This is a genomic window from Taishania pollutisoli (assembly GCF_014518315.1).
In the GTDB taxonomy this organism is placed as follows: Bacteria; Bacteroidota; Bacteroidia; order Flavobacteriales_D; family Crocinitomicaceae; genus Taishania; species Taishania pollutisoli.
This window is the reverse complement of the sequence record NZ_JACVEL010000004.1, coordinates 196894-221535: the sequence shown is the minus strand read 5'-3', so window position 1 is coordinate 221535 and position 24642 is coordinate 196894. Positions and strand designations below refer to the sequence as shown.

Annotated in this window: 25 protein-coding genes and 2 tRNA genes; 15 read left to right on the top strand and 12 right to left on the bottom strand. The window is 41.7% G+C overall.

The genetic code is table 11. The annotated features are described in order from the left end of the window. Window positions 1–89: 89 nt before the first annotated feature. The 6 genes from H9Y05_RS08090 to rpiB form a co-directional block, all read right to left on the bottom strand. Complete coding sequence (locus H9Y05_RS08090; protein WP_216714000.1) at window positions 90–1778, bottom strand: DUF7379 domain-containing protein; 1689 nt, start codon at window positions 1776–1778, stop codon at window positions 90–92. Between the two features lie 156 nt (window positions 1779–1934). After that, the gene (locus H9Y05_RS08085; protein WP_216713999.1) at window positions 1935–3155 is read right to left on the bottom strand and encodes an MFS transporter; all 1221 of its coding nucleotides are present in this window, start codon (window positions 3153–3155) and stop codon (window positions 1935–1937) included. A gap of 317 nt (window positions 3156–3472) precedes the next feature. Further along, window positions 3473–4063 carry a hypothetical protein gene (locus H9Y05_RS08080; protein WP_216713998.1) on the bottom strand — a complete coding sequence of 197 codons (591 nt, stop codon included), beginning with the start codon at window positions 4061–4063 and terminating at the stop codon, window positions 3473–3475. 1279 nt (window positions 4064–5342) lie between these two features. Continuing rightward, window positions 5343–5426 (bottom strand) — tRNA-Leu (locus H9Y05_RS08075). Between the two features lie 47 nt (window positions 5427–5473). Beyond that, a tRNA-Gly gene (locus H9Y05_RS08070) sits at window positions 5474–5546 on the bottom strand. A 108-nt stretch (window positions 5547–5654) separates the two neighbouring features. After that, window positions 5655–6086 (bottom strand): ribose 5-phosphate isomerase B, encoded by a 432-nt coding sequence (gene rpiB, locus H9Y05_RS08065; protein WP_163489801.1) that lies wholly within the window; start codon window positions 6084–6086, stop codon window positions 5655–5657. Between the two features lie 159 nt (window positions 6087–6245). Between rpiB and lysS the strand changes: the two genes are divergently transcribed. From lysS to H9Y05_RS08045, 4 genes are all read left to right on the top strand, one after another. Beyond that, on the top strand, window positions 6246–7946 hold the full coding sequence (gene lysS, locus H9Y05_RS08060; protein WP_216713997.1) for a lysine--tRNA ligase: 1701 nt from the start codon (window positions 6246–6248) through the stop codon (window positions 7944–7946). Window positions 7947–7979: 33 nt separating this feature from the next. Beyond that, window positions 7980–9371: a type III PLP-dependent enzyme domain-containing protein gene (locus H9Y05_RS08055; protein ID WP_163489799.1), complete on the top strand. Its 1392-nt coding sequence runs from the start codon at window positions 7980–7982 to the stop codon at window positions 9369–9371. 78 nt (window positions 9372–9449) lie between these two features. Continuing rightward, window positions 9450–9827: a hypothetical protein gene (locus H9Y05_RS08050; RefSeq protein ID WP_163489798.1), complete on the top strand. Its 378-nt coding sequence runs from the start codon at window positions 9450–9452 to the stop codon at window positions 9825–9827. Between the two features lie 61 nt (window positions 9828–9888). Then, window positions 9889–10404, top strand: a complete 516-nt coding sequence (locus H9Y05_RS08045) for a DUF6438 domain-containing protein (protein ID WP_216713996.1) — start codon at window positions 9889–9891, stop codon at window positions 10402–10404. A gap of 97 nt (window positions 10405–10501) precedes the next feature. On the opposite strand, the gene H9Y05_RS08040 is transcribed toward H9Y05_RS08045, so the two are convergent. Next, on the bottom strand, window positions 10502–10942 hold the full coding sequence (locus H9Y05_RS08040) for an energy transducer TonB (protein WP_216713995.1): 441 nt from the start codon (window positions 10940–10942) through the stop codon (window positions 10502–10504). Window positions 10943–11249: 307 nt separating this feature from the next. On the opposite strand from H9Y05_RS08040, the gene surE reads away from it, so the two are divergent. The 5 genes from surE (at window position 11250) to H9Y05_RS08015 (ending at window position 15605) form a co-directional block, all read left to right on the top strand. Further along, window positions 11250–12011, top strand: a complete 762-nt coding sequence (surE, locus tag H9Y05_RS08035) for a 5'/3'-nucleotidase SurE (protein ID WP_205729510.1) — start codon at window positions 11250–11252, stop codon at window positions 12009–12011. Then, window positions 12011–12322, top strand: a complete 312-nt coding sequence (locus tag H9Y05_RS08030; protein WP_163489795.1) for a hypothetical protein — start codon at window positions 12011–12013, stop codon at window positions 12320–12322. The genes surE and H9Y05_RS08030 overlap by 1 nt, the downstream gene beginning before the upstream one ends. After that, window positions 12322–13446: a lipid-A-disaccharide synthase gene (gene lpxB / locus H9Y05_RS08025; RefSeq protein ID WP_163489794.1), complete on the top strand. Its 1125-nt coding sequence runs from the start codon at window positions 12322–12324 to the stop codon at window positions 13444–13446. The genes H9Y05_RS08030 and lpxB overlap by 1 nt, the downstream gene beginning before the upstream one ends. A gap of 90 nt (window positions 13447–13536) precedes the next feature. Then, window positions 13537–14673, top strand: a complete 1137-nt coding sequence (locus tag H9Y05_RS08020) for a SpoIID/LytB domain-containing protein (protein ID WP_216713994.1) — start codon at window positions 13537–13539, stop codon at window positions 14671–14673. 83 nt (window positions 14674–14756) lie between these two features. Continuing rightward, entirely contained in the window at window positions 14757–15605 is an 849-nt protein-coding gene (locus tag H9Y05_RS08015) for a hypothetical protein (protein WP_216713993.1), read from the top strand. Here the strand turns inward: H9Y05_RS08015 and truB are convergent, their stop codons facing one another. The 5 genes from truB to nhaA form a co-directional block, all read right to left on the bottom strand. Further along, complete coding sequence (gene truB / locus H9Y05_RS08010) at window positions 15606–16301, bottom strand: tRNA pseudouridine(55) synthase TruB (protein ID WP_216713992.1); 696 nt, start codon at window positions 16299–16301, stop codon at window positions 15606–15608. Beyond that, window positions 16301–17098, bottom strand: coding sequence for an undecaprenyl-diphosphate phosphatase (locus H9Y05_RS08005; protein WP_216713991.1), 798 nt, complete (start codon window positions 17096–17098; stop codon window positions 16301–16303). The genes truB and H9Y05_RS08005 overlap by 1 nt, the downstream gene beginning before the upstream one ends. Window positions 17099–17110: 12 nt before the next feature. Next, window positions 17111–17383, bottom strand: a complete 273-nt coding sequence (locus H9Y05_RS08000) for a DUF3098 domain-containing protein (protein ID WP_163489789.1) — start codon at window positions 17381–17383, stop codon at window positions 17111–17113. Window positions 17384–17516: 133 nt separating this feature from the next. Then, a complete protein-coding gene (locus H9Y05_RS07995; protein ID WP_216713990.1) occupies window positions 17517–18752 on the bottom strand; it encodes a glycosyltransferase in 1236 nt (411 codons plus the stop codon). Between the two features lie 42 nt (window positions 18753–18794). Further along, on the bottom strand, window positions 18795–20162 hold the full coding sequence (nhaA, locus tag H9Y05_RS07990; RefSeq protein WP_216713989.1) for a Na+/H+ antiporter NhaA: 1368 nt from the start codon (window positions 20160–20162) through the stop codon (window positions 18795–18797). Window positions 20163–20331: 169 nt separating this feature from the next. Here nhaA and H9Y05_RS07985 point away from each other — a divergent pair, with 169 nt between their 5' ends. From H9Y05_RS07985 to rpmA, 6 genes are all read left to right on the top strand, one after another. Further along, entirely contained in the window at window positions 20332–21669 is a 1338-nt protein-coding gene (locus H9Y05_RS07985; protein WP_216713988.1) for an FAD-dependent oxidoreductase, read from the top strand. Beyond that, window positions 21666–22568 carry a hypothetical protein gene (locus tag H9Y05_RS07980; RefSeq protein ID WP_163489785.1) on the top strand — a complete coding sequence of 301 codons (903 nt, stop codon included), beginning with the start codon at window positions 21666–21668 and terminating at the stop codon, window positions 22566–22568. The genes H9Y05_RS07985 and H9Y05_RS07980 overlap by 4 nt, the downstream gene beginning before the upstream one ends. Before the next feature lie 4 nt (window positions 22569–22572). Further along, window positions 22573–22923 (top strand): arsenate reductase family protein, encoded by a 351-nt coding sequence (locus H9Y05_RS07975; RefSeq protein ID WP_216713987.1) that lies wholly within the window; start codon window positions 22573–22575, stop codon window positions 22921–22923. A 1-nt stretch (window position 22924) separates the two neighbouring features. After that, window positions 22925–23851: a DMT family transporter gene (locus tag H9Y05_RS07970; RefSeq protein WP_216713986.1), complete on the top strand. Its 927-nt coding sequence runs from the start codon at window positions 22925–22927 to the stop codon at window positions 23849–23851. A 138-nt stretch (window positions 23852–23989) separates the two neighbouring features. Continuing rightward, on the top strand, window positions 23990–24301 hold the full coding sequence (gene rplU, locus H9Y05_RS07965; protein ID WP_163489782.1) for a 50S ribosomal protein L21: 312 nt from the start codon (window positions 23990–23992) through the stop codon (window positions 24299–24301). Between the two features lie 43 nt (window positions 24302–24344). Further along, a complete protein-coding gene (gene rpmA, locus H9Y05_RS07960; RefSeq protein ID WP_163489781.1) occupies window positions 24345–24611 on the top strand; it encodes a 50S ribosomal protein L27 in 267 nt (88 codons plus the stop codon). Window positions 24612–24642 lie beyond the last annotated feature (31 nt).

The following is a 24642-nucleotide window of genomic DNA, read 5'->3' as shown; positions in this document are numbered from 1 at the left end:
AAGCATTGAAATCCCTTGTTGTATTGACAAGGGATTTTTTGTTATGATTTGTTCTAAAAGTCAGATGGTGGAACAGAGCTTTTGGGTTATTAATCAAAAAAATCATACAGAATCTGATATGGATCCTGTATAACATTACAGGATGCATCGCGTACATATCCTGCTTCCAGGTAGCGGCCATGCGTAGAATACCGGAGGATTTGATCCGGAATACCTGAATTTACGGGAATCCGTTTTTGTTGCTCCACACCAATAACCCAATCGTGTTCTCTTCCCAATGCAATGCGTATAACCGCATCCAAACTGGTGCTACCCACGCGTTTGAAAAAACCTTTTTCATCCACCAGGCACTTGTGCCAGTCAGCGAGAACCGATGTATAGCGGATAGATGGATTGAGCGGAGGTTTGGACAGGATCGCATTCAACTCAGGACTATTGATGGTCATCATTTTACAACCTGGTTGTGAAAGAAACCATTGCACGGATAATTGCGCAAAGGAAGCGATTATTTTTCCGGCCGGACCGGGAGAAACCGCTCCCCAGATGGCGAGAGCCCGCGATATTTTATGTCCCAGGTTGAAATAACCGCAACCATTTCCCGCAGAAAACAACATAATTTTACTGATTACCGGAACCGAATGACGCAACGTGGTATCCGAAGCCATGCATTCGGCCACCAATGCCCCACGACTGGATGCAATGATCTGAAGAGGTTGCGACAGCTGTATACCCAGTTGTTGAAGAAAAGCAGACAACCAGGCAACATTCCCTTCTGCATGATCGGATATGGTGGGATGATTGAATGCCAGAATTTGCTCAAATTTCCTGTTTAAAAGTAATTCCTGCAATACATTCTTTCCACTGGACCGGGTTTTGAGCAAGTGTTCAAAAGAAGATGCCGTATCTACAAATGTGCCGTGGATCAGTAACACGGTTTTAGCGTGCGGATCGATTTGATTAGCGGTTGTTATGGGGCTAAATGCACCATTAACCGGATCCAATCTCAACAGTGCGTATTTATCTTTCCCGGCTACCTTGGTATTCCCCTTCTCTGATTGATTAATGGTTTTCAGAAACCGGTTGTACAATTGCTTTTCTGACCCTCTTTTTTGTTTAAAAACCAACACTTTTACAATGAAACTCATTCCTGTTTCACGTTCAGATTGCCGGTAGCGATCTTCTTCCCCCGGTACAGGTTTCAGGATGTATTTAGGTTCTACCGGAAAGAGATAGGTCAGCCGGTCCCTGGTCGATTTTTTTTCCTGCTCATGTAAAATATACTCGGAGAAAGCGTTTTCATCAAAAAAATCTCCTTTTTTGCTCCGCTGAAAATACACAATGGCCCCTTCATCCGGCTCAATAAATACGGTCAGGCGGAGACGAGGCAATTCCACCGGGTTGAATACCTCCGGAAGTGAAAACTCAACGGCGTCAAAATTGATATAATATTCGTGTACTTCTTTTCTTCTTCGGATGCTCAATTCCGGATTAACAGCTTTCAGATCTGCAATTTCTTTTCGGGTCAGAACGTTTTTTGTTTCCGTATTGTACAATCCTTCATCGGAATTTCCTTCCCTTGAGAAAACCAACTCACCGGAAGGTCCGAACGGCGCATCATTTTCCCAACCCAGCGTTCCCCATACCTTATCTTTGGTTTCTCTTCCTTTTTTCTGCAGGGAGTTCGTCAGGTTCGCAACCGGAATCTGTGTCCATTCCCCCAAGGGGACAAAACGGTTATCCTGCAAATTGCCGAGCAATTGTTGAATGTTTTCCTGCATAATTAGTGAGGGTTTTTGGCTTACTAAGATAGGCTACTTCACCGGGATTTCAAAAGCGTATTTTTACCTGATTTTTATTCGTACCGCTATGAAATAACAATAAAAAACCGGGCAAATCATCGACTGCCCGGTGAAATAAATACTGAATGTAACACCCTACTCTTGTTTTCCCAACTTCATCAGCGACGGGACAAAAAATGAAATCACTCCCACGAGTGAGACAAGTATACCGGATACAATGAAGGAATATGGAACTCCCACATTTTCCGCAATACTCCCTGTAAACAACAGCCCGACAATACTGGGAAGCATCGCCATGCTAAAGTACAGGGAGAAAACTCTACCCAGTTTATCCGGATCGACCTCCTCCTGCAGGATCGTCATAAACGCTGCTGAAAAGATAGAAAGTGCCACTCCCCCGAATGCTGTCAGTACAACAAAACCAAGAAACCATGTACCGGGAAAGAATCCCGAAAAAGTAAAGGTTAATCCAATAATGATGTGCATCGCATTAATCAGCACGATTTTGGAAGTCTTTACCCGCATAATACCCAGTATCGATCCGCCAATCAGCATGCCAACACCCCAGATAATTTCGATGAGTCCCATTTCCCATTTTCCTCCGGCGTAATGCCCGGTGGTCAGTAGCGGAAACATAATGGCTACCGGCATGATGAAAAAGGTAACGATCATCGCAAACAGGAATAACAGTGAAAGTCCTTTATTGTGGTAAACCGCCTGCACTCCTTCCTTCAATTCATGAATCACCGATGAGAAAGAAGGCTTTGTTTTCTCACGTTTTAACCGGGGAATGGATACAAAAAACAACGAGGTAATGGCTACCAGTGCCCCGATGATGTCAAGGTACAATACTTTTGCAATCGGGAAATAAGTAATGGCCAATGTTCCCAAAGCAGGACCGGCAATTCCACTGAACGATTGCAACATCTGGTTAATCCCCGATACACGCAGCAATTCCTGTTCGGGTACAATCAACGGAGCAACTGCCTGCATGGCCGGAGCATGGAATGCATTTCCGACAGAACGACATCCCAACAGGAAGTAGACCAATACCAGGTTCGGATCCCCATCGTTCATAATAAAGGTCATCACAAACGTACACAGAGCAATGAACGCATCGGCCAGAATCATGACCAGCTTGCGGTCCCAGCGATCAATAAATACACCTGCAAACGGACCGATAATGGCTTGCGGGAGCAATCCGGCAATTCCAGCCAGTGCGAGTACTTCGGCAGACTGGTGTTTCAGACTGAGCCAGATAATAACGGCAAAGTGGACGGAATAACTGCTGATCATCGATACAAACTGACCGGCCCATATAAATAGATAGGTACGAAACCACTGATTATTTTCCATGAATTTTTTTTGAAATGATTATCAACTACAACAAAGAAGATCAACAGGACGTTGTCTTCACACAAATAATCGGAGGAGCATTCCTGTTCCCCCGGTTAGGCAATCCAGGGTTTTGCGATCATTGTTGTATGGAAAAAACGGTTCATAACAGGGCAAAATTATTCATTTTTCCGGACTTGTGGAAACAATTCGGGGTAACTTTTTTGTTAGTGTTCTGTTAATTAGATAAATCAACACCTACAGTAAAATAAGTGCTATGATCGTTGTTTATAACCGAGCAATAAAATCTGTGGTAAAATACTTTTTAGAACAAAACCTTATTCAAATAACTCTTTCATTCCTTCAGGTGAAGGATACTTCGATTTCTCAGTTAATTCCAATGCATTGATACATAATTCAGCAATTACCTTGTTTTCTTCAAAAACAGCCTCTTCGGTTTCCAGCCGCATGATCTTCTCAAGTTCAGCATGTGATTTTAAATCATACCGAATGAATAAATACAGATCTTGCAATTCCCATTTCAAATCAGTGATTTTTAATCCTTTTTCAGCTGCCTTGTAGGTGTAATAGTCAACAAAACTATATTCAAGATCGTCAACAAATTTGTCTTTTTTCACATCGTTGTACTTGATCGATGCGATAATTAAAAAGCAGATCGTAAAGAAACTCACAACGTAAAGAGCAGGTTTTGCCGGATCCTGAGCCCCGTTCTTTTTTGCAAACCGGTAGATCAGTATTCCCATTCCGATAAACACAATCCACATCCCTATTCCACCTATGAAGAATCCTGTTTTGTAATCCACCGAATGATTGCGAACCCATCCAAGATTAAAGTAGGCACCTGCTAAAAAACTCCATACCGCAATTAATACGATCCATCCGATATTCCTGATTAATAGTTTGTTCATAGTAGTTGTTGTATTAATTTTTAAGTGGTTTGTTACATTGTACAATTTAACGGTGCTAAAATAGATTATTTTGTTTATGTTATCACAAGTGTCTCATTTTATTTTGGAGTATCCATTTCCAGACTAACTGCAAATCTACTTCCTGTGAAGCGCCCCTCAACAAATGTAAACTTAACGAAAATAAGAAGTATCCTGAAAAATAGGAAAGAAAAACAAGCATCGTTGACACTTGGTTTTTTTGATATAAATCTGACAAAAAAGGAATACATTCAACATGTTAATAATCCAACTTAAACATGTATCTTTGTCTAATTCAGTACACTTTATCCGCAAAACTTTAAGAAGGAGGAACAACATCAACACTTAAAAATGAGATAAGGAAACTATATAAATAAGTAGATCTATGTTAATATCCTAAAGAATGAGGTTTCTTATTTCTATACCACTAATGTGCATAACAATGTTTAGCTTTAGTCAGAATCTTTCAATAAAAATTGATAGCATTGAATTAATATATCTTCCTAAAACCCTCACGGCTCCAATTTCATATACAAAAGCTACGTTCTTGTCAATAAAATCTGATTGGATCAAAAGGAAAATTATTTCTGACACAAGTGTTTTGAACAATTTTTCTGATTGTCTGAATTTATCGAGCTTAAATATGTCGCATGATTCTCACAAAGAAATAGATGTAAGACTTGTTATAATGATCTATTGTGAAGGAAAAAAGGAACTGGATGTATTAGTTGATAGCATATATAGATACACTTTTTTAGGGATAACACATAAGCCTGAGTGGAGCTTCAAAACATGGATAGAAAATCAAATAGATTGGTAATGTTATCAATTCACTTCCTCATTATTGTTTTATACAGAAAATGAAATTAATTCTATAAATTATTGTTGAATTCATTTTGGTATACCTGCTAAACTTCTCGGGTGCTTTTATTAGATGAGGAGTCAATGATTTCGAAGGGAAAAGTACGAGCACTATGCAAAAAAAGACATGTATCAAAATTATTTCATTCTGGTCCTTGTGATAGGTATCATAATTTTTATCATTCAGCTTTGTCACTAGTGAAGTCATTTAGGGACTATCTTTCATCTTTCCAAAAATCCTTACCTGAATACAAACACACATGAGGCAACAACGAGTCCAGGAATACAAAACAAAAAAAGTCTGACTAATAAAAGCCAGACTTCCTTACAAACAAAGGGTGGAAGCCCCATTGTAAGCATTTTTAAAAACAAAAACCCCGCCATTTCTGACGGGGTTGTGTACTCGAGGCGGGACTTGAACCCGCACGCCCAAAAGGGCACAGGATTTTAAGTCCGGCGTGTCTACCGATTCCACCACTCGAGCATTCGGTATATCTATCAAAAGAACGGGAAACCCCGCTTCTTTCTGTGAGCGAGAAACGGGATTCGAACCCGCGACCCCGACCTTGGCAAGGTCGTGCTCTACCAACTGAGCTATTCTCGCGTAATGCATTTCAAAATATTACCCGTTGATTCTTTTACCAACGGGCGACAAATGTATAAAGTTTTTTTGAAAACGTACTACATCCGTTCAAACTTTTTTAACCCCGGGTTAACAGAACGGAATCTTTTCGATGCGTTTTTGGTGTCTTCCCCCCTCAAAGTCAGTTGAAAAGAACAGATCGATCATTTCTTTCGCACTTTCAGAAGAGATAAATCGTGCAGGCAATGCGATGATATTCGCGTCGTTGTGCTCCCGTGCCAGCTTTGCAATTTCCGGCTGCCAGCAAAGTGCCGAACGAATTCCCTGATGCTTATTGGCCGTCATGTTGATTCCGTTGCCCGATCCGCAAATCAGAATGCCACGCATTCCTTTGTTTTGTTCCACCAATTCCGCTACCGGGTGCGCATAATCCGCATAATCAATACTTTCTTCGGAATAACAACCAAAATCCTTTACCTCGTACCCTTTTTCTTCCAGGTAACTGATCAGTTCCTGTTTTAATTGAAATCCTGCGTGGTCGCAACCGATTGGAATAAGCATAACATCTATAATTTATTCTGCAAAAATATGTAATTGCAGTGAGAAAAACAGTACAAATGCAATTTTTAGGCACTCCTGTTTCAATTTAATCCGTGAATCTGTGGCAGATATTTAGTATTTACCTAAATTTGCAGTCCCACAAAAAAAGAATAGAAAATTATGAGTTTTATCGAACTATCCGATCAGGAGATTCAACGCAGAGAAACGTTGAACAAGATACGGGAAATGGGCATCGATCCATACCCTGCAGCATTATACCCGGTAACGGACTATGCAAAGGACATCAAGGAAAAGTTCGAAGACAATAAGGAGGTTTGTATTGCGGGACGAATGATGAGTCAACGCGTTATGGGAAAAGCAAGTTTTATCGAACTGCAGGATTCCACAGGACGGATTCAGGTTTACTTTAACCGGGATGAAATGTGTCCGGGAGAAGATAAAACATTGTACAACGAAGTCTTCAAGAAATTACTGGATCTGGGTGATTTCATCGGTATAAAAGGAACTGTGTTCAAAACGCAGGTTGGTGAAACATCTGTGAATGTTAAAGAATTTACACTGCTGAGTAAATCACTGAAACCGCTTCCATTGCCGAAAACAGATGCGGATGGAAAAGTACACGATGCATTTACAGATCCTGAAATGCGCTACCGTCAACGATATGCTGACCTGGTAGTAAACCCGCATGTAAAAGAGATATTCATTAAACGAACAAAGTTGTTCAATGCCATGCGCCAGTTTTTTAACGATGCCGGCTACATGGAAGTGGAAACACCGATTTTGCAATCCATTCCGGGAGGAGCCGCTGCTCGTCCGTTTGTGACACACCACAATGCACTGGATATTCCGCTGTACATGCGGATTGCGAATGAGCTATACCTGAAACGACTGATTGTTGGTGGATTTGACGGTGTGTATGAATTTTCCAAAAACTTCCGAAACGAAGGAATGGACCGGACACACAACCCGGAATTTACAGCAATGGAAATTTATGTTTCCTACAAAGATTACAACTGGATGATGGACTTCACCGAACGATTGCTGGAACATTGCGCGATCGCTGTGAACGGAACAACAGAAGCTACATTCGGGGAACATAAAGTTGACTTCAAAGCGCCGTATGCACGGGTAACGATGCGTCAGTCGATCCTGGATTTTACAGGATTTGATATTGCCGGGAAATCAGAAGATGAATTGCGTGCAGCTGCAAAAGGAATGGGCATCGACGTAAATGAAACAATGGGGAAAGGAAAACTCATTGATGAAATCTTCGGGGAAAAATGTGAAGGAAATTATATCCAGCCAACATTTATCACCGATTACCCGAAAGAAATGTCACCGCTGTGTAAGTCACACCGAAACGATCCGGAACTTACCGAACGTTTTGAGTTGATGGTTTGTGGCAAGGAAATTGCAAATGCGTACTCGGAATTGAATGACCCCATTGATCAGCGTGAGCGCTTCGAAGAGCAAGTACGCCTGGCAGAAAAAGGGGATGACGAGGCAGGACAGTTTATTGATCAGGATTTTCTACGTGCACTGGAATATGGAATGCCGCCTACTTCAGGATTGGGAATCGGAATGGATCGTTTGATCATGTTTTTGACAAATAATCCGTCCATCCAGGAAGTACTGTTCTTCCCGCAAATGCGCCCGGAAGCGAAAAAACTAACGCTGTCCGAAAATGAAAAAGCCATTTTCGATATCCTTTCCGCAGAAAAAGAAATGGAGTTGAATGCGTTGAAAAACCAAACGGGTCTGAGTAACAAACAATGGGATTTGGGGATAAAAGCCCTGACAAAAATGGGAGTTGCGGCAGTAACCAAAGAAAATGATGTATTAACTGTTCGTGTGAAGTAATTGATCATTCGAACATTAATTTTAACGGTGTAAATGAGAACAAAATACATAGATCTGATTGACCAGACGTTCGATTTTCCGCAGGATGAGTTCAACCTGGTTGAAGATCGTTTGATGTTTCATGGAATTGACCTGATGAGACTGGTGGAAAAATACGGAACACCACTCAAGTTCAATTACCTGCCCCAGATTTCACACAATATTCAACGTGCAAAAGGATGGTTCAGGGAAACGATGAACAACATCGGTTACCAGGGAGCGTATCATTATTCCTATTGTACCAAAAGTTCTCATTTTTCGTTTGTCATGGACGAAGTTATGAAAAACGATGTACACATCGAAACGTCATCTGCGTTTGATATTGACATCGTTAAAAAACTCAATGAACAGGGAAAATTGAAAGACGGTCAGTTTGTGATCTGTAACGGCTTCAAGCCACCGAAATACATTGACAACATTGCAGGGCTGATCGAAGAAGATAAATTACGTGTGATTCCGATTGTAGATAATACGCAGGAAGTACAGGATTTGTTGGCGAAGACGGACAAGGACATTCACATCGGAATCCGTATCGCATCGGAAGAAGAACCGAAGTTCGAGTTTTATACCTCCCGCCTTGGAATCCGTTACCGGGAAATTGTTCCTTTTTATAAAGCAATCCTGGAAAACAACCCACGGGTGAAAGTGAAGATGCTCCACTTTTTCATCAATACGGGAATCAACGATAACTCCTATTACTGGAATGAGTTGACCAAATGTTTGCGTGTCTATTGCGACCTGAAAAAAGTCTGCCCGACATTGGATTCACTGAACATCGGAGGGGGATTCCCAATCAAGCAGTCACTGGCGTTTGATTATGACTATGCCTACATGGTGCGTGAAATCCTGATGCAGATCAAACGTGTTTGTTCCGATAATGACATTCCGGAGCCGAATATTTTTACGGAATTTGGTTCGTTTACAGTCGGAGAAAGCGGCGGGGCGATTTTCCGCGTATTGCACCAGAAGCAACAAAATGACAGGGAGAAATGGAACATGATCGACTCGTCATTCATGACCAACCTTCCGGACACCTGGGCAATTAACAAGCGGTTCATCATGTTGCCGATCAACCGTTGGAATGAAGATTACGAGCGCGTTTTACTTGGAGGATTAACCTGTGATTCAGATGATTATTACAACTCTGAACAACATGCCAATGCCATTTATCTCCCGCGTTTTGATCGAAACGATCCGCTGTATATCGGCTTTTTTAACACCGGAGCTTACCAGGAAACAGTTGGTGGTTTCGGAGGGTTAAAACACTGCCTGATCCCTGAACCGAGACACGTTCTCATTCAGCGCGACCAGGAAGGAAAAATCCATACGGAGATCTTCAGCGAAGAGCAAACCGCCAATGACTTTTTAAAAATATTAGGGTATTAATAATAAATTTTAACGGCAGGATTAAATCTAATGATTACCTTTGCCGGCTAATCCGAATGCGGATTTTCACATAAAGACATGAAATTAAGAAAGATATTTATTAAGCCGGGCTCATCTTTTGGTGCTTTAATAGCGGATTGGGCTGCTTCAAACGGATTGGAAGTCGAAGAACTTCCGCTTGAAGACGGATTTGATAAGGCTGTAGAGGGGCTTGTGATTTTCAACCAGAATTCGGATGTTGAAAAAGACTTGTTAGATATTCGCAAATTATTTGACGACTCGTTGAAACCTGTTCAACGCATTGATATCAACGGTACATTGATGGTAGGTGTTTCCAACTTCTCTTTGTGGCTGGAACGAAACGGATGCAAGAATGTGTTGTTCATCGGAGCAGACACATTGAAAGAAAATGCAAATCTGAATCGCTACCTGGAAGCGATGAAAGTTTCAAATTAATACGCACAGATTCGGTCTTTGGCTGGATTTTTGTTATTTTTCCGTATAAAATCGTTAAGTTATGAAAATAGGTTCATTTTCCTCCTTGTTGATGGTAGTTGTCGGAATGCAGGTTTCCTGTGCTTCTAAAAAGATAGCAACAGATCCGGAAGCAAACAACCAGACTTCCCAAACGGGGAAAGTAACAGCGTCTGATTCCCTTTTCGCATCATTGGACAGAGGTTATTGTTTTGGTAAATGCCCGGTATATACCGTTAAGATCTACAATTCCGGTTATGCAGTATACGAAGGAAAAGACAATGTGGATATGGTCGGGACCTATACAGCCCGTTTCACGAAAGATCAACTTGCTACGCTAACGAAAACAGCAAAGGAAATTAATTACATGTCATTGAATGATGTATATGACAGTCCTGTAACCGATTTACCGACACACGTTTCCTCCATTGTTATCGACGGGAAACGGAAAGAAGTAAAAAGAAGGCACAACTACCCGGAATCAATTCTTGTTTTTGAAAAGCAGATAGATGCATTGGTTGCGGAAGCGAAGTGGACGCGATCTGCAAAATCAGAATAATAGTCTCCTGTTTTGCATCGGAAATGTGCATATCGCAATATTGCGATATGACGATATGCAGAAATAGCAATCTTAGATTTGTTGTCTGTTACAGAATTTAATTCCATTTTATATGTATCGGGAGATAGAAGTAAGTTGTTATCTTCATTCCCTCACTCAGAGCGGGATTCCATTTGGGCATGGATGATAGTATTTTCGTTACTTCTTCATAAAATTCAGGACAATTCGAATTGTAATTTTTGAATTGTATGCCTGTAACAGAACCATCTTGCTCAACGATAAAACGGATATTGATTTTATTGAGAATACATTCGGATACGAGTGTTAGCGTATCGCCGGTGAATTTTAAATTTTTGCTCAAATACCGTATCATTTCGGTTGCTCCCTCAGGGAATTCCGCTTCCTCTTCAGCAAAATCAGACACATCTTCCCTTGCAGGGTATTCTGGAAAATAAACAGATTTAAGGTTCTCTTCTTCCTGAGAAAAAAGCGGAGAGAAAAAAATAAGACCGATCGATAGCATTAAAAATCGCAACATAATTCTAATGATTGCATTAAATGTACAAAAGAATAGTTGTTAATCAACGATTTGATTCACTCCCGCAGCAAACGAAGTGAACTGCTATGTGCCACTAATACCTCATTACACACACCTATGTACCTATGTGGTTCATTTTCAAACACCTGTTATCACTCCGATAGTTATCAGAATAATACCACAATTAACTGTAGTTTGATTCTTAATTCATATATGATCAATTGCTGAGAAACACAAAACGAGCGCATAGAACACCGAAGTTCGTCCAATATTTGTTACTTTCGCACAAAACAGAATTTTAATAGTGATGGGGAAACCTTTAATTTTAATCACAAACGACGATGGGATTGCAGCGAAGGGGATTGATGCGTTGATTCGTTCAATGATTCAATTCGGGGATGTCGTTGTTGTTGCTCCGGATAAGCCGCAATCCGGAATGGGACACGCAATTACCGTCAATCACCCGCTACGCATGGACAGATCGAAGATTTTCCCGGATATTGAGGCATATTCCACCACGGGAACACCGGTTGATTGTGTCAAACTGGGAATTTATGAAGTGTTGAAAAGAAAACCGGATTTGTTGGTGTCAGGAATCAATCACGGAGCGAATTTTTCTACGAATGTGCTGTATTCAGGAACCATGTCCGCAGCGGTGGAAGGTGCTATGGAAAACATCCCTTCGATCGGGTTTTCGCTGTGTGATTTTGCAGCGGATGCCGATTTTTCGGGAGCACAAAAAATTGTAGCGGAAGTAACAGAACTGGTACTGAGAAATCAGTTTCCACACCACATTTGTCTGAATGTCAATATTCCGAAATTACCGGCAAATGAAATCAAAGGAGTTAAATTCTGTAAGCAGGCGGCTGCTTATTGGGATGACCGTTTTGAACAGCGTCAGGATCCCTTCGGGCATTCCTACTATTGGCTGACAGGTAAATTCCAGGAAATTGAAACGGAAGAAGACACGGATCTGCATTACATCAACGAAGGATATGCAACCATCGTTCCGACACAATTTGACATGACGGCACATGCTGCAATTGAAGAATTAAAAAACTGGAAATAATGAACTTAAGAAACTGGTCAAAAGAACATACAAAAGGATTAATCGTCGGTATTCTGACAATTATTGCCTGTGTTTTCATCGTCATCTGGATTTTTTCCCTGCGGAATGGTATGTCGTTTAATGTCAATTTTCAACGGTTCACATTCATGCATGAATTCACAGCAAAAGTCATTTCACTGGCAGCAATCGGAAACCTCCCGTGGTTTCATTTTGTCTCGATCAGACAGCAGAAATGGGCATTCGGGCAGGGATTGATTGTTGCAACGGTACTGGATTTACTGGCAATGTTGGTCTTTAAATTCTTGCTCTGATGGCACACAGGTACTATGTCATCGCGGGAGAAGCATCGGGGGATCTGCATGGGAGCAACCTGATGAAAGCCATGCTGCAGGAGCAACCGGATTGCGATTTTCGCTTCTGGGGAGGTGACGAAATGTCAAAAGCCGGAGGAACACGTGTAAAGCACATCAAAGAACTGGCATTTATGGGATTTGTGGAGGTATTGATGAACCTTCGTACCATTTTAGGCAACCTGAAATTCTGCAAAAATGATATCCTGCACTACAAACCGGATGCGCTGATCCTGATTGATTATCCCGGGTTCAACCTGCGAATCGCCGAATGGGCACACGAGCAGGGCATCAGAGTCATTTATTACATTTCTCCGCAAGTGTGGGCCTGGAAACAAAACCGGGTGCATACCATAAAAAAAGTCGTCGATGAAATGTACGTTATTCTCCCGTTCGAAAAAGATTTCTACAGGCAATTCAATTTTGAGGTGACCTACGTGGGGCACCCTTTGCTGGATGCTATTGAAAACTATAAATCGCAGGTTTCAGAAACCCGGTTTTTTGAACGAAACAGCTTAAAAGAATGTCCGGTTATTGCAATTTTACCCGGAAGCAGAAAACAAGAAGTGAAGAAAAAACTCCCGATCATGCTTGAGGCAGTGAAAGAGTTGAAAGGATATCAGGTAATTGTGGCGGGAGCTCCCAGCCTGGATGCATCGTTTTATCAGCCTTTTTTACAGGAATATTCCAACGTGAGTATCGTCCATTCCCAGACATACGATTTGTTGTCCAATGCAGAAGCAGCCATTGTCACTTCAGGAACCGCAACACTGGAAACAGCTTTGTTTGAAGTTCCGGAAGTTGTCTGTTACATCGGTTCTCCGATTTCCTACCTGATTGCCCGGCAACTGATCAAAATCAAATTCATTTCACTGGTCAACCTGATTATGGACAGAGAAGTTGTAAAAGAACTGATTCAGAAAGAGTGCAATCCGACATCCATCCGGGGAGAATTGAACCGGCTTGTGATCGGGGGAACGAAGCGGGAACAGATGCTGGCGGATTACAAAACAATGAAAGAAATCCTCGGAGGAGGAGGTGCCAGTAAAAAAATTGCACAATCGGTGTTGAAAACTAATGTGTAGCGTGTTCAATCATACATATTTCACCTGTATTTTTGTAATGTGAAACTTCTTATTTCAATCGTTTTTATCTTTTTACTAAACTCGTTTGCGATGACCCAGCAGATGAGAATAGGGGTTTTTCGTGACTATACGATCAAACGAATCATCCTTGCGTATAATTCAGGTAGCTATGCCATTTACGCTGATACAACCCATTTCGGATCCATTCTCCCGAATGAATTCATCGATGTTTCCGTTGAAGGAAAAAAACTCCGTCTGAAAATGGGGGTAGTCGATAAAGGACTGTATGCCAAAATTGTTGTACATCAGAATAACATCGGATCTTCCATTACACTGGATCCGCGTTCCAATACGTCCATCAAACCCCGGAAATATGAAGATGATGTCGAACTGACAGTGTCGGACAATGCCATTACAATCGTCAACCTGGTAGACATTGACAATTACCTTTCCGGCGTTGTAGAATCCGAAGGTGGGGGCGGGCAGCACATCGAATATTACAAGGTGCAGGCATTGATGAGCAGAACGTATGCCCTGAAATATGTGAATAAACACATCAAAGAAGGATTTTCCCTGTGTGACAGGGTTCATTGCCAGGCTTACCACAGCATGCTCCGGTTTACGCCATTGATCCGGGAAGCCGTTCAAAGTACTTCGGGAAGTGTGATGCTGGATGCCAATAACCAACTGATCGATTCTTATTTTCATGCCAACTGCGGAGGACAAACCTGTGAACCGGACTATGTATGGAACAACCCGATTCCGTACCTGACGACATTCGTAGATACATTTTGTATTTATACCAAGCAGGCAAAATGGGAGAAACGCATTCCGAAGACCGATTGGGAAAATTACATGGTTACCCAATTCAATTATCCCATTAAGGACAGTTTGTGGAAAGATCAACTGTACAATTTTACACAGGATGAACGAAAAGCATTTTACCTGACGCCTGCTTTGGGAATTCCGCTCAGAGATATCCGCCAGAAATACGGATTGAGGTCTACTTTTTTCTCTACACATTTGGAAGGAGAAGAAGTTGTTATCAGCGGAAGAGGATTTGGCCACGGTGTTGGTTTGTGCCAGGAAGGGGCAATGAAAATGGCACGTTCAGGATACGATTTCAGGCAAATTGCCCGGTTTTATTTTCCGGGAGCAAGAATCATTGACTTGTCAGAAAAGGAGTTTTTCAAGCAGTTGGCAAGAACAGGTGCGTTTCGACTGTAGCAGCATCTGATTTCCAGCTAAGTGAATTTCGGAAGCATTGTAACCAACAAACAATGAAACCGTTACACTGAAAATCAGATATTATGAAATCGCTCCTCTCCCTTGCCTTCTCCATCCTGGCATTCTGTGGAACAGCCTCCACTATTGACATCAACGAAGCGTTGAAAACCGGGAAAATTACTGTTGTTCCAACCTATAAAAAATTGGGTAACAACGGTGTTTTATTAACGATCAGCAATACCACTGCTCAAATGATCACCGTTTCCATTCCCGGAGGTACGATCTTTCAACCTGAAGGTGGTAACGAACAAGTGTTAATGAACATCGAAGAAAAACAACTGGCGTTGAACGGAAAAGAAACAAAATCGATCCATGTGGGCGGTTACTGCACACAGCTAAGCAAAATGACTCCCCGTCTCGACAATCGGTTCAAGGTCGGGACAACCAGCAACGCACAACTACATTCTCTATTGACATTTTTAAAGACCAATAAACCTTCACCTGTCAATTACCAGGCTGCTGTATGGGCATTGACAGACCAGGAATCCATCGCTGCCATTGAACCGCTTACACCTGCAGACAAAAAACTACGGGAGCACATCGCTGTATTGACAAAGCAAAAAGATCCCTGGTATACCAGCGGGCAAACCGTTCTCGCGGAACCCGGACGCCCTATCCAACGTGCTACTATAGCAGTAAAGGGAAATTTAGAAGTGACATTAAAAGAAACAACGGAATTTGAAATTGTCGTAGTTAATTCTACGAATGAAGTAAAAGCGACCATGCCAACCAAAGAACTGATTGAGAAAGATATAAAACACAGTTTCAAATTCGGGCTAACAGTACAAGGATGGGAAATGGGAACCTATCAGGTAGTGCTTCGAAAATTATCCGACGGATCTACCATTGCGTCGTTTCCGTTTCAGGTATGATTATAACTCTGCTTTTTCAATGAATTCAAGCCATTCATCTACTTGTTTTGCATCTTCGATTTGGTATTCTCCCGAGCGAACACGGCGCAACTCGATCAAGGTGCCACCGGAATTTAACCGTTGACCAAAATCACTGGCGATGGAACGAATATACGTTCCCTTGGAGCATGAAACGTTGAATGTTATTTGCGGAAAGTTGCGTGCATCGATCTGAAAATCGGAGATGTGAATGCGGTTGCTCTTCAGCTCTACCTCCTTCCCTGCCCTCGCCAGGTCATATGCCCGTTTTCCATCTACTTGCTTAGCCGAAAATACAGGGGGAACCTGGTCTTGTTCTCCTAAAAATGACTGCCGTACTTCTTCCAGTAATTCAGCTGTGATGTGTTCCGTCGGAAAATCAGCATTGTATTCCGTTTCCAGGTCAAAAGAAGGTGTCGTCTTTCCCAACAGAATGGTTCCGGTATATTGCTTTTCACCCGGCATAATGGAATCGATCAATTTCGTGTTTTTGCCAATGCAAAGGATCAACAGTCCTGTTGCCAACGGATCAAGTGTTCCTGCATGACCCACTTTGATTTTTTTTACTCCTAATTTTCGTTTGAGGTTCCAGCGAACTTTGTTCACCACATCAAACGAAGTCCAATGAAGTGGTTTGTCAATTAAAATGGTTGCTCCCTGCGCAAATTCCTTCAGCATCAATCAACAATTTGAAGGTTAATTCCCGAAAGTAACAGGATGATTAATGCCGCTCCGAGAATGATACGGTAATATCCGAATGCTTTGAATCCGTTTTTGGAAAGGAATGCAATAAATGTTCGTATCGCAATATATGCAACAAGGAATGCGACGATATTTCCTACAATCAGCAGTAGCCATTCATTATCTGAAGATTTCATCAAGAGTTCTTTTTCATCCCAGATACTTTTTGCTGTCGCGGCAAACATGGTAGGTACGGCCAGAAAAAAAGAAAATTCTGCCGCTGCTTTTCGCGTCAATTTCTGAGTCAATCCTCCGATAATCGTTGCAGCAGAGCGTGACACTCCCGGTACCATGGCGATGCATTGGAAAATTCCGATCAGAAAGCCGGTTTTGTAAGAAACTTCTTCTGTTCCTTCTGTTTCATTTTTTGCAAACCATTTATCGACAAAAACAAGTACAATTCCTCCCAGCAATAGTGAAGTCGCAACAACCCATACATTTTCAAGCAACGCATCGATGTGTGACTTGAGTAACAAACCAATAATTCCGGTCGGAATAAAAGCGAATGCAAGTTTTTTATAAAACTCCCATGACTGGAGAAAACGCTTGAAATACACAACCACAACCGATAAAATGGCTCCAAACTGGATGGCAACAGTAAATAACTTTGTAAAATCACCGGATTCAATTCCCATAAACGTGGAGGCGATGATCATGTGGCCTGTAGAAGAAACAGGTAAAAACTCAGTCAAGCCTTCAATAACGGCAAGAATGATGGCTTCAATAAAATTCATTTGCGGGTGGGCTTATTCTTCGCTGTTCGATTGAACAGATTTATTTTTTTTCATGATGGCATAAATCATAACAACATAACCACCTATGATCAGAATCGGAGAAATGGTTAAACGCGTTGTACTGAACAATTCCTTTTCTTTGAACACATTCGGATCATCAGAACCTCCTCCGATCATCAACAGAAAGCCGATTACATTGATCGCTAAACCGATCAAAAGCAGTTTGTAATTTTCTTTTCTAAATCCGAAATGGAAATTTACTTCGTTCGTTTTTTTCTCGCTCATGCCCCAAATTTAATTGAAAGATTTAATATTCAGAAAAATCACTGCTAAAATAACATTTTTTTGAACCTGACCGACATCTGTTCCTACAAACTTTAACGCATCCGGGATATAGTAAATATCGCAATTTTCAATATTATTCTACGTTTTTATTGTTCTTTTCCATGATCCATTTCGACAAATAGCGCGTGCTCATCAATGAATGGTGCTGCACCAAACTGGAGAAATACCGTTTTTTTCGTTTAGCGTGGATCGTCTTTGTCAGGTTATCAAGTTGATCAAGGAAATTTTGTTCGAAAAGCGATCGGGCAAAGTGGGTTTGAAGGTGTTGTTTTCTCATTTTTTGGTAATTTTCCCATTTCGTCATATCGCAATATTGCGATATCGCTTTTTGCACAAATGATGTCCAGTCATCGGCAATACATTCTTCCCAATCCGCACCAAAAAACATCCCTTCCGTGCCCACACTCGTCGATACAAACGGAACACCGTATTCAAGTGTTTCCACAATTTTACCTTTGATTCCCGCACCATAACGCAGTGGAATCAAACTAACCCGCACCGTTTTATAAAGTTCATCCAGGTCCTTCACATGCCCTACAACTTTGATCCTATTTTTTTCACTATCGAGTTGCAAAATATGCTGTGAGGGATATGCTCCGGCAATAATCAGTTCCGCAGCCGGGCATTCTTTTCGAAGTTCCGGCCAGATGTGTTCCACCAGCATCCGGATGGCGTCTGCGTTTGGCTCATGGAGTGTATTCCCGATGAACAGAAAATCTTTTCGCTCCTGAAATGACGTCGTATTTTCGGTTTTGTATTCCGTAAACAACGGCAGGTACATCAATAGTTCACCCGGTACCTGCATCTCTTGCTGCAACAATTCCATTTCAAACGGGGAGATCATCAGGGTCAGATCGCTTCTGTAGATGGACGCCAATTCACGCATGGTCTCTTCATTCTGAAAATCAAGAACTGTCGTATCCGTTGCTATGCTATTGGTCGTTTTTACAAATTTTTGTCGGGTTTTTCGTAAAAAGTGCAGATCTTCCGTGTTCAGAACCCGGATGGCGTCCGGGCATTGCTCTATGATTCTCCAACCATATTGTTCTTCTGTTAAAAACCGGTCGAAGACAACCAGATCGGGGTTCAATTCTCTGAAATACACATTCACAGCGTCGTCGTTCAATGTAATTTGTTGCACAACGACTCCCATTGATCCCAAATCAATTTCATTCCCGGTCAATGCATTTGCACAGGCAAAATGTACTTCTCCCCGATACTGCAATAACGCGATCAGTTGTTTCATTCTCCTTCCTGCAGCAGATGAATCGGGTTCAGGCCATACTTTACCTATGATGAGAATTTTCATAGTACAAGATTACACAAAAGAAACCAATTCCTTTATTGGCAATCAACTTTCAGCTATATCCGGCCCATTCTTTTTTGCTCCCACCGTCCGCAATAAAAAGTACCCACTCAATCCTCCGATCAACGAAGCAATGATAATTCCGATTTTCGCTTGTGATATATATACATCACCTATGTCTCCGAGCGGAGTAAATGCCAGTTCATTGATAAACAACGACATTGTAAATCCAATTGCAGAAAGCAATCCCAATCCGAATAACTGCTTGTAATTAACCCCAGCGGGCATCGGTGCCAGTTTAAATTTAACCATCAGTCCGGAAACACAGAAAATTCCGATGATTTTTCCGATAATCAGGCCTGATGCTACACCAATCGCCACGCTGCTAGTCGCATCTGCCCACACATTGTCACCGAAAACAACACCTGCATTCGCCAGTGCAAAGATCGGCATCACAATGAATGCAACCAGGGGATGCATGTCGTGCTCCAATTTCTGAAGCGGAGACATGGCCTTTTTATTCAATGATTCCATATCTTCCAGGATGTGCAACTGCTCAGCGGTCAGCACCGGTTTGTCATTCGGATCTGCTTTTTTAAATTTTTCCAGGTACATTTTCATTTTCTCAATGAAATGAACTTCATTGATTTTCGTTGTGGCCGGGATCGCAAATGCTGCCAGTATAGCCGCAATCGTCGCATGTACTCCCGATAACAGAAAAAACAACCAGACTCCTCCAATTCCGAGAAGCCCGTAATAGAAGGTATTTCTCACGCCCAGTATATTGGAAAGAATCATTACTCCGAGTACACCCAGACCAATTCCCAGGTTCTGCATGGAAATTTCCGCCGTGTAGAAAATAGCGATTACCATCACAGATCCTAAGTCATCAACAATGGCAAAGGCTGTGAGAAAAATTTTCAGTGAAGCGGGAACACGATCACCCAACAGGTAAAGAATTCCCAATGCAAATGCCAGATCTGTCGCCATCGGAATCCCCCATCCGTTCATGGATTCCGTTCCCTGGTTAAACACAGTGTAGATCAATGCCGGGAAAATCATTCCTCCCAAACCGGCGAAAATAGGCAAGATCGCATTCTTCGGTTTGGAAAGTTCTCCGGCAACGATTTCGCGTTTGAGTTCCAGTCCGATTACAAAAAAGAATACCGCCATCAATCCGTCATTGATCCAATGATGCAGCGTCATGTTCAGGTCCAGATCATCGTGCAATCCGAACGAAATTTTATATTTCCATAAACTATTGTACCATTCCGACCAGGGAGAATTGGCCATAAAAATAGCGACGAATGCGGCTATGATTAAAACAATTCCACCGGTAGATGATTTACTGATAAAACGGTTGACAGGATTAATAATCCACTTGTCGACAGGAGTAATTTTGATGTATCCCATAGGCATATTTTTTTGTGAAAGTCACGAATATAATGAATTTCAGAGAAAATTAAAAGTCTTTCTTTACAGGACGTATTGAATGTGTCAAATTCACATTCAATTCAAAAAATTACTACTTTAGCAGTCTAACTGTGAATGGACAGACAACAATTTTTATACATCAAAAACAATGAAAGAAGCTACAATTGTCGGAGCTGGTTTAGTTGGATCTTTATGGGCTGTTTATCTAACAAAAGCCGGTTACAACGTTACCATTTTTGAAGCGCGTGATGACATCCGGAAAGCGGATATTTCTGCCGGTAAATCCATCAACCTGGCATTGTCCAACAGGGGATGGAAAGCACTGGAAACAGTCGGGGCTGCAGAAGAAGTGCGAAAAATAGCGATCCCGATGTATGGCCGGATGATGCACGATTTGGAAGGGAATCTTACCTTTCAACCGTATGGAAAAGAAAATGAAGCCATTTATTCCACATCGCGGGGAGATTTAAACGCCATTCTGATGACTGCTGCGGAAAATACAGGAAAAGCGAAAATTCTGTACAACCATCAATGTATTGATATCAATCTACAAACAAACGAATTAACATTTCTCAATAAAAAGACGGGAGAGCAAGTCCATCATAAAACAGATGTCATTTTCGGATGTGACGGTGCCTTCTCCGCAGTCCGATATGTCGGTTTGCAACGAACAGACCGCTTCAACTTCTCTCAAAACTTTATTGCTGACGGATACCGCGAAATTTTGCTTCCTGCCAATGAAGACGGAACACACAAACTGGATAAAAACGCGCTGCACATCTGGCCGAGAGGTCGTTTTATGCTGATCGCACTTCCCAACGAGGACGGTTCCTATACCTGCACCCTGTTCATGCCGCACGAAGGCGGAGAAAATGCATTTGACAAAGTCAATACGCGGGAAGAAGTAGATGCATTTTTTAAATCAACATTTCCTGATTTTTATGCCCTGATGCCTCAGATTGCCGATGAATGGGACAACCATCCCTTGTCATCACTGGCCATTATGAGAAGTTACCCGTGGCATCACCATAAAACCGTATTGATGGGAGATGCTGCACATGCAACGGTTCCTTTTTACGGACAGGGGATGAATGCCGGATTTGAAGACTGTACGGTGTTGTGGGAACTGATGCAGAAACACAACGAAAACTGGGAAGCTGTTTTTGAAGAATACAGTGCAACCCGAAAACCGGATGGCGACGCCTTACAGGATTTGTCACTGTACAATTACTTAGTCATGCGTGACTACGTAGCCGATCCGATGTTCCTGTTGCGCAAAAAGATCGAAGCAAAATTCAGTACACTGTACCCGAATAAATGGATGCCGTTATACTCTCAGGTAACGTTCAGCGATATTCGCTATTCTGTTGCTCACAAACAGGGAGAAGTTCAGAATCAAGTCATGGACGAGGTGATGGCTATCCCCGGAATAGAAGAAAAATGGGATTCGCAGGAAGTAATTGATAAAATTTTAAGCTTGGTATGATGAAAACAATCTTCAGTTTGTTACTGATCACCGGATTGATACAATTCGCCTCAGCACAACGGAACATGGTTCCCGGAAAGGGAAAAGGCAAGAAAGATTTTTTTGGCGGTGCATCCGATTTCAATGAATACAGACCGTTTGGTTTGCAATTATCTGTCGGGCCGACATTCACACTGGCAACCCGCAAAACACCTATTACCACAAACTATCCGGGAATAGGGCGTTCATATGATTTGACGACAACTCCCAAAGGATTACCAGGGATTTTTGCAGAAGTCGGAATGATTCATTTCCCGAAAAAACGCTCCAAATTATCTCAAAAACTGAAGTATATTTTCGTTTCTTACATCGACTGGGGTGTTGGAATTAAAATGCTCAACGGAAATGAGACGACACGCATCGATTTATTGGATCCTGTAACAAACAATATCATTGCTACGGATGAACAAACCGGTCAATTTCGCAACCTGTTTGCATCGGCTCGGGTTACGGTTCATAAAAACTTTTACATCGGTAAAAAATACTTCATCGACAACGGATTCGGAGTGAATTTAGATTTCAACTTCAAGCGTCAGGAAGGATCTGCCTACACGGATTTCGTTACAGCAGCTGTACCTGGAAGGCATTATTTTCACCATCCGTTTATGGCCCACGTTCACTACGAATTGGGATTCGGAATTCGTTTGAGCCGAAGAAGCATGCTGATTCCATCCGTACAGGTACCGATTTTCGGAATCCATGAATGGAGAAAAGGAGCTTCCGACTTCAAATGGTTTGATTCTAATTATTACCCGATGCTGGCAAAAATCAAGTGGACGTACCTGTTTCAAAAGAAAACGAAAGGTTGCCCGCCTGCGCAAGTTAACGATCAGGACAAAAACACCATGCGAAATAATTAATCCAATGAAACGAATTTATTATTTAAAAACCTGTTCTACCAATCAACGGATTTTAAAAGAACTGAACACAACAGATTTTGAACTGGTCAACATCAAAGAACAAAACATTGATGCGGATACATTGGACTGGTTGGCAAAAAAAGAAGGTTCGTATGAAGCATTGTTTTCAAAAAAAGCGACCAAATACAAAGAACAGGGATTGAAAGATAAAAACTTATCCGAGCAGGACTATCGTCAATTGATGCTGGAAGAGTACACGTTCTTAAAACGTCCGTTTATCATCAACGAAGAAGCTGTATTTATCGGGAACGCTAAAGAGGTGGTAGAAAAAGCAAAACAATCGTTGAATAACTAAAATGGGCAATACGGCAAAAGCCCATGTAGCCCTGTTTTTTGTCAATGCATTATACGGAGCCAACAACATTGTTGCCAAGGACGTCATGCCCGCTTACCTCACTCCGAATGTCTTCATTGCATTCAGGGTATTAGGTGCTACTTTTTTATTCTGGCTGGTTTCCCTGTTTACAAAACGTGAAAAAGTAGCAAAAAAAGACTTGCTGAAGTTAGCCGTTTGCGGCATCTTCGGTGTTGCTGTCAATCAACTGTGCTTCTTTCACGGGCTCAATCATTCTTCAGCCATCAATTCGGGAATCATTATGACCCTCAACCCGATCATGGTTGCCATCATGGCATTCTTTATCCTGAAGGAAACCATGAATACCATCAAAATTACGGGTGTACTGATTGGTGCAACAGGAGCTGTTTTTCTGGCATTGCAATCCGACGGAACGGACGGCAGCACGCTGTTTGGGGATATCCTGTTATTTATTAATGCTGTGAGTTATGCCATCTACCTCATCCTGGTCAAACCGTTGATGCAAAAATATTCTGCCCTGACCGTAACAACCTACGTATTTACCTTCGGTGCTATGTATGTACTGCTGTTTCCACAAACACTGATCGATTTTACACTGATTGACTTCTCCTCCATCCCGTTTGGTATATGGCTGCGAATTACCTATGTGATCATCGGTGTGACCTTCTTTACATATTTGTTGACCATGTATGCGATGAAGTTCCTCAGCGCAAGTGTAACGAGTACCTACATTTATCTGCAACCAGTGATGGTCATTGTCTTTGCCTATTTATTTTATGCAATCAGTTTGTCGGAAGATTATACCAAATCCATCACAGCAATTAAGCTTCTCTGGATGTGTGTTATCTTTGCAGGAGTCTATATGGTTGTACGTTCGGAAGGAATTAAAAAACGGTTTAAACGGTAATTTTCCTCCCTTTTTGATGCTTTCCGGAAAAATAAATGGATTATTTTCAAATTATTCACGTTCAACTGTTGACATCTTGGAATTTTTATCTATCTTTGTCATCCATTTTTTAGAAATTAATTAATAAAAACAAGCTATATGTACGCAATTGTAGAGATAGCAGGGCAGCAGTTTAAGGTGCAAAAAGACCAAAAAGTGTATGTTCACCGCTTAGATGCAAAAGAAGGAGACAAAGTAACGTTTGATCGTGTTCTTTTGGTTGACAACGGAGGGAATGTAACTTTGGGCGCCCCGGCTATAGAAGGTGCTAATGTAACAGCGGAAGTTGTTGGGCACGTAAAAGGAGACAAAGTAATCGTTTTCAAGAAGAAACGAAGAAAAGGGTATCAAAAACAAAACGGGCACCGTCAATGCTTTACAGCAATTAAGGTTACCGGAATTAAAGCGTAATTAAGAACTAGATCGGACAATGTCCGGTTAAAAATTATAAAACATGGCACATAAGAAAGGAGTCGGTAGTTCTAAAAACGGTCGTGAATCTCAAAGCAAAAGATTGGGTGTGAAAATTTTTGGTGGACAAGCAGCAATCGCTGGTAACATTATTGTTCGTCAAAGAGGAACACAACACCACCCGGGACAAAATGTTGGTATCGGAAAAGACCACACATTGTATGCATTGACTGATGGCGTTGTAGAATTCCGTAAGAAAAAAGAAAATCGTTCTTTCGTATCTGTTGTTCCTTTTGAAACAGAGGCTTAATAACAGTCGAAAGCAAAAAAATGAAAGCGAA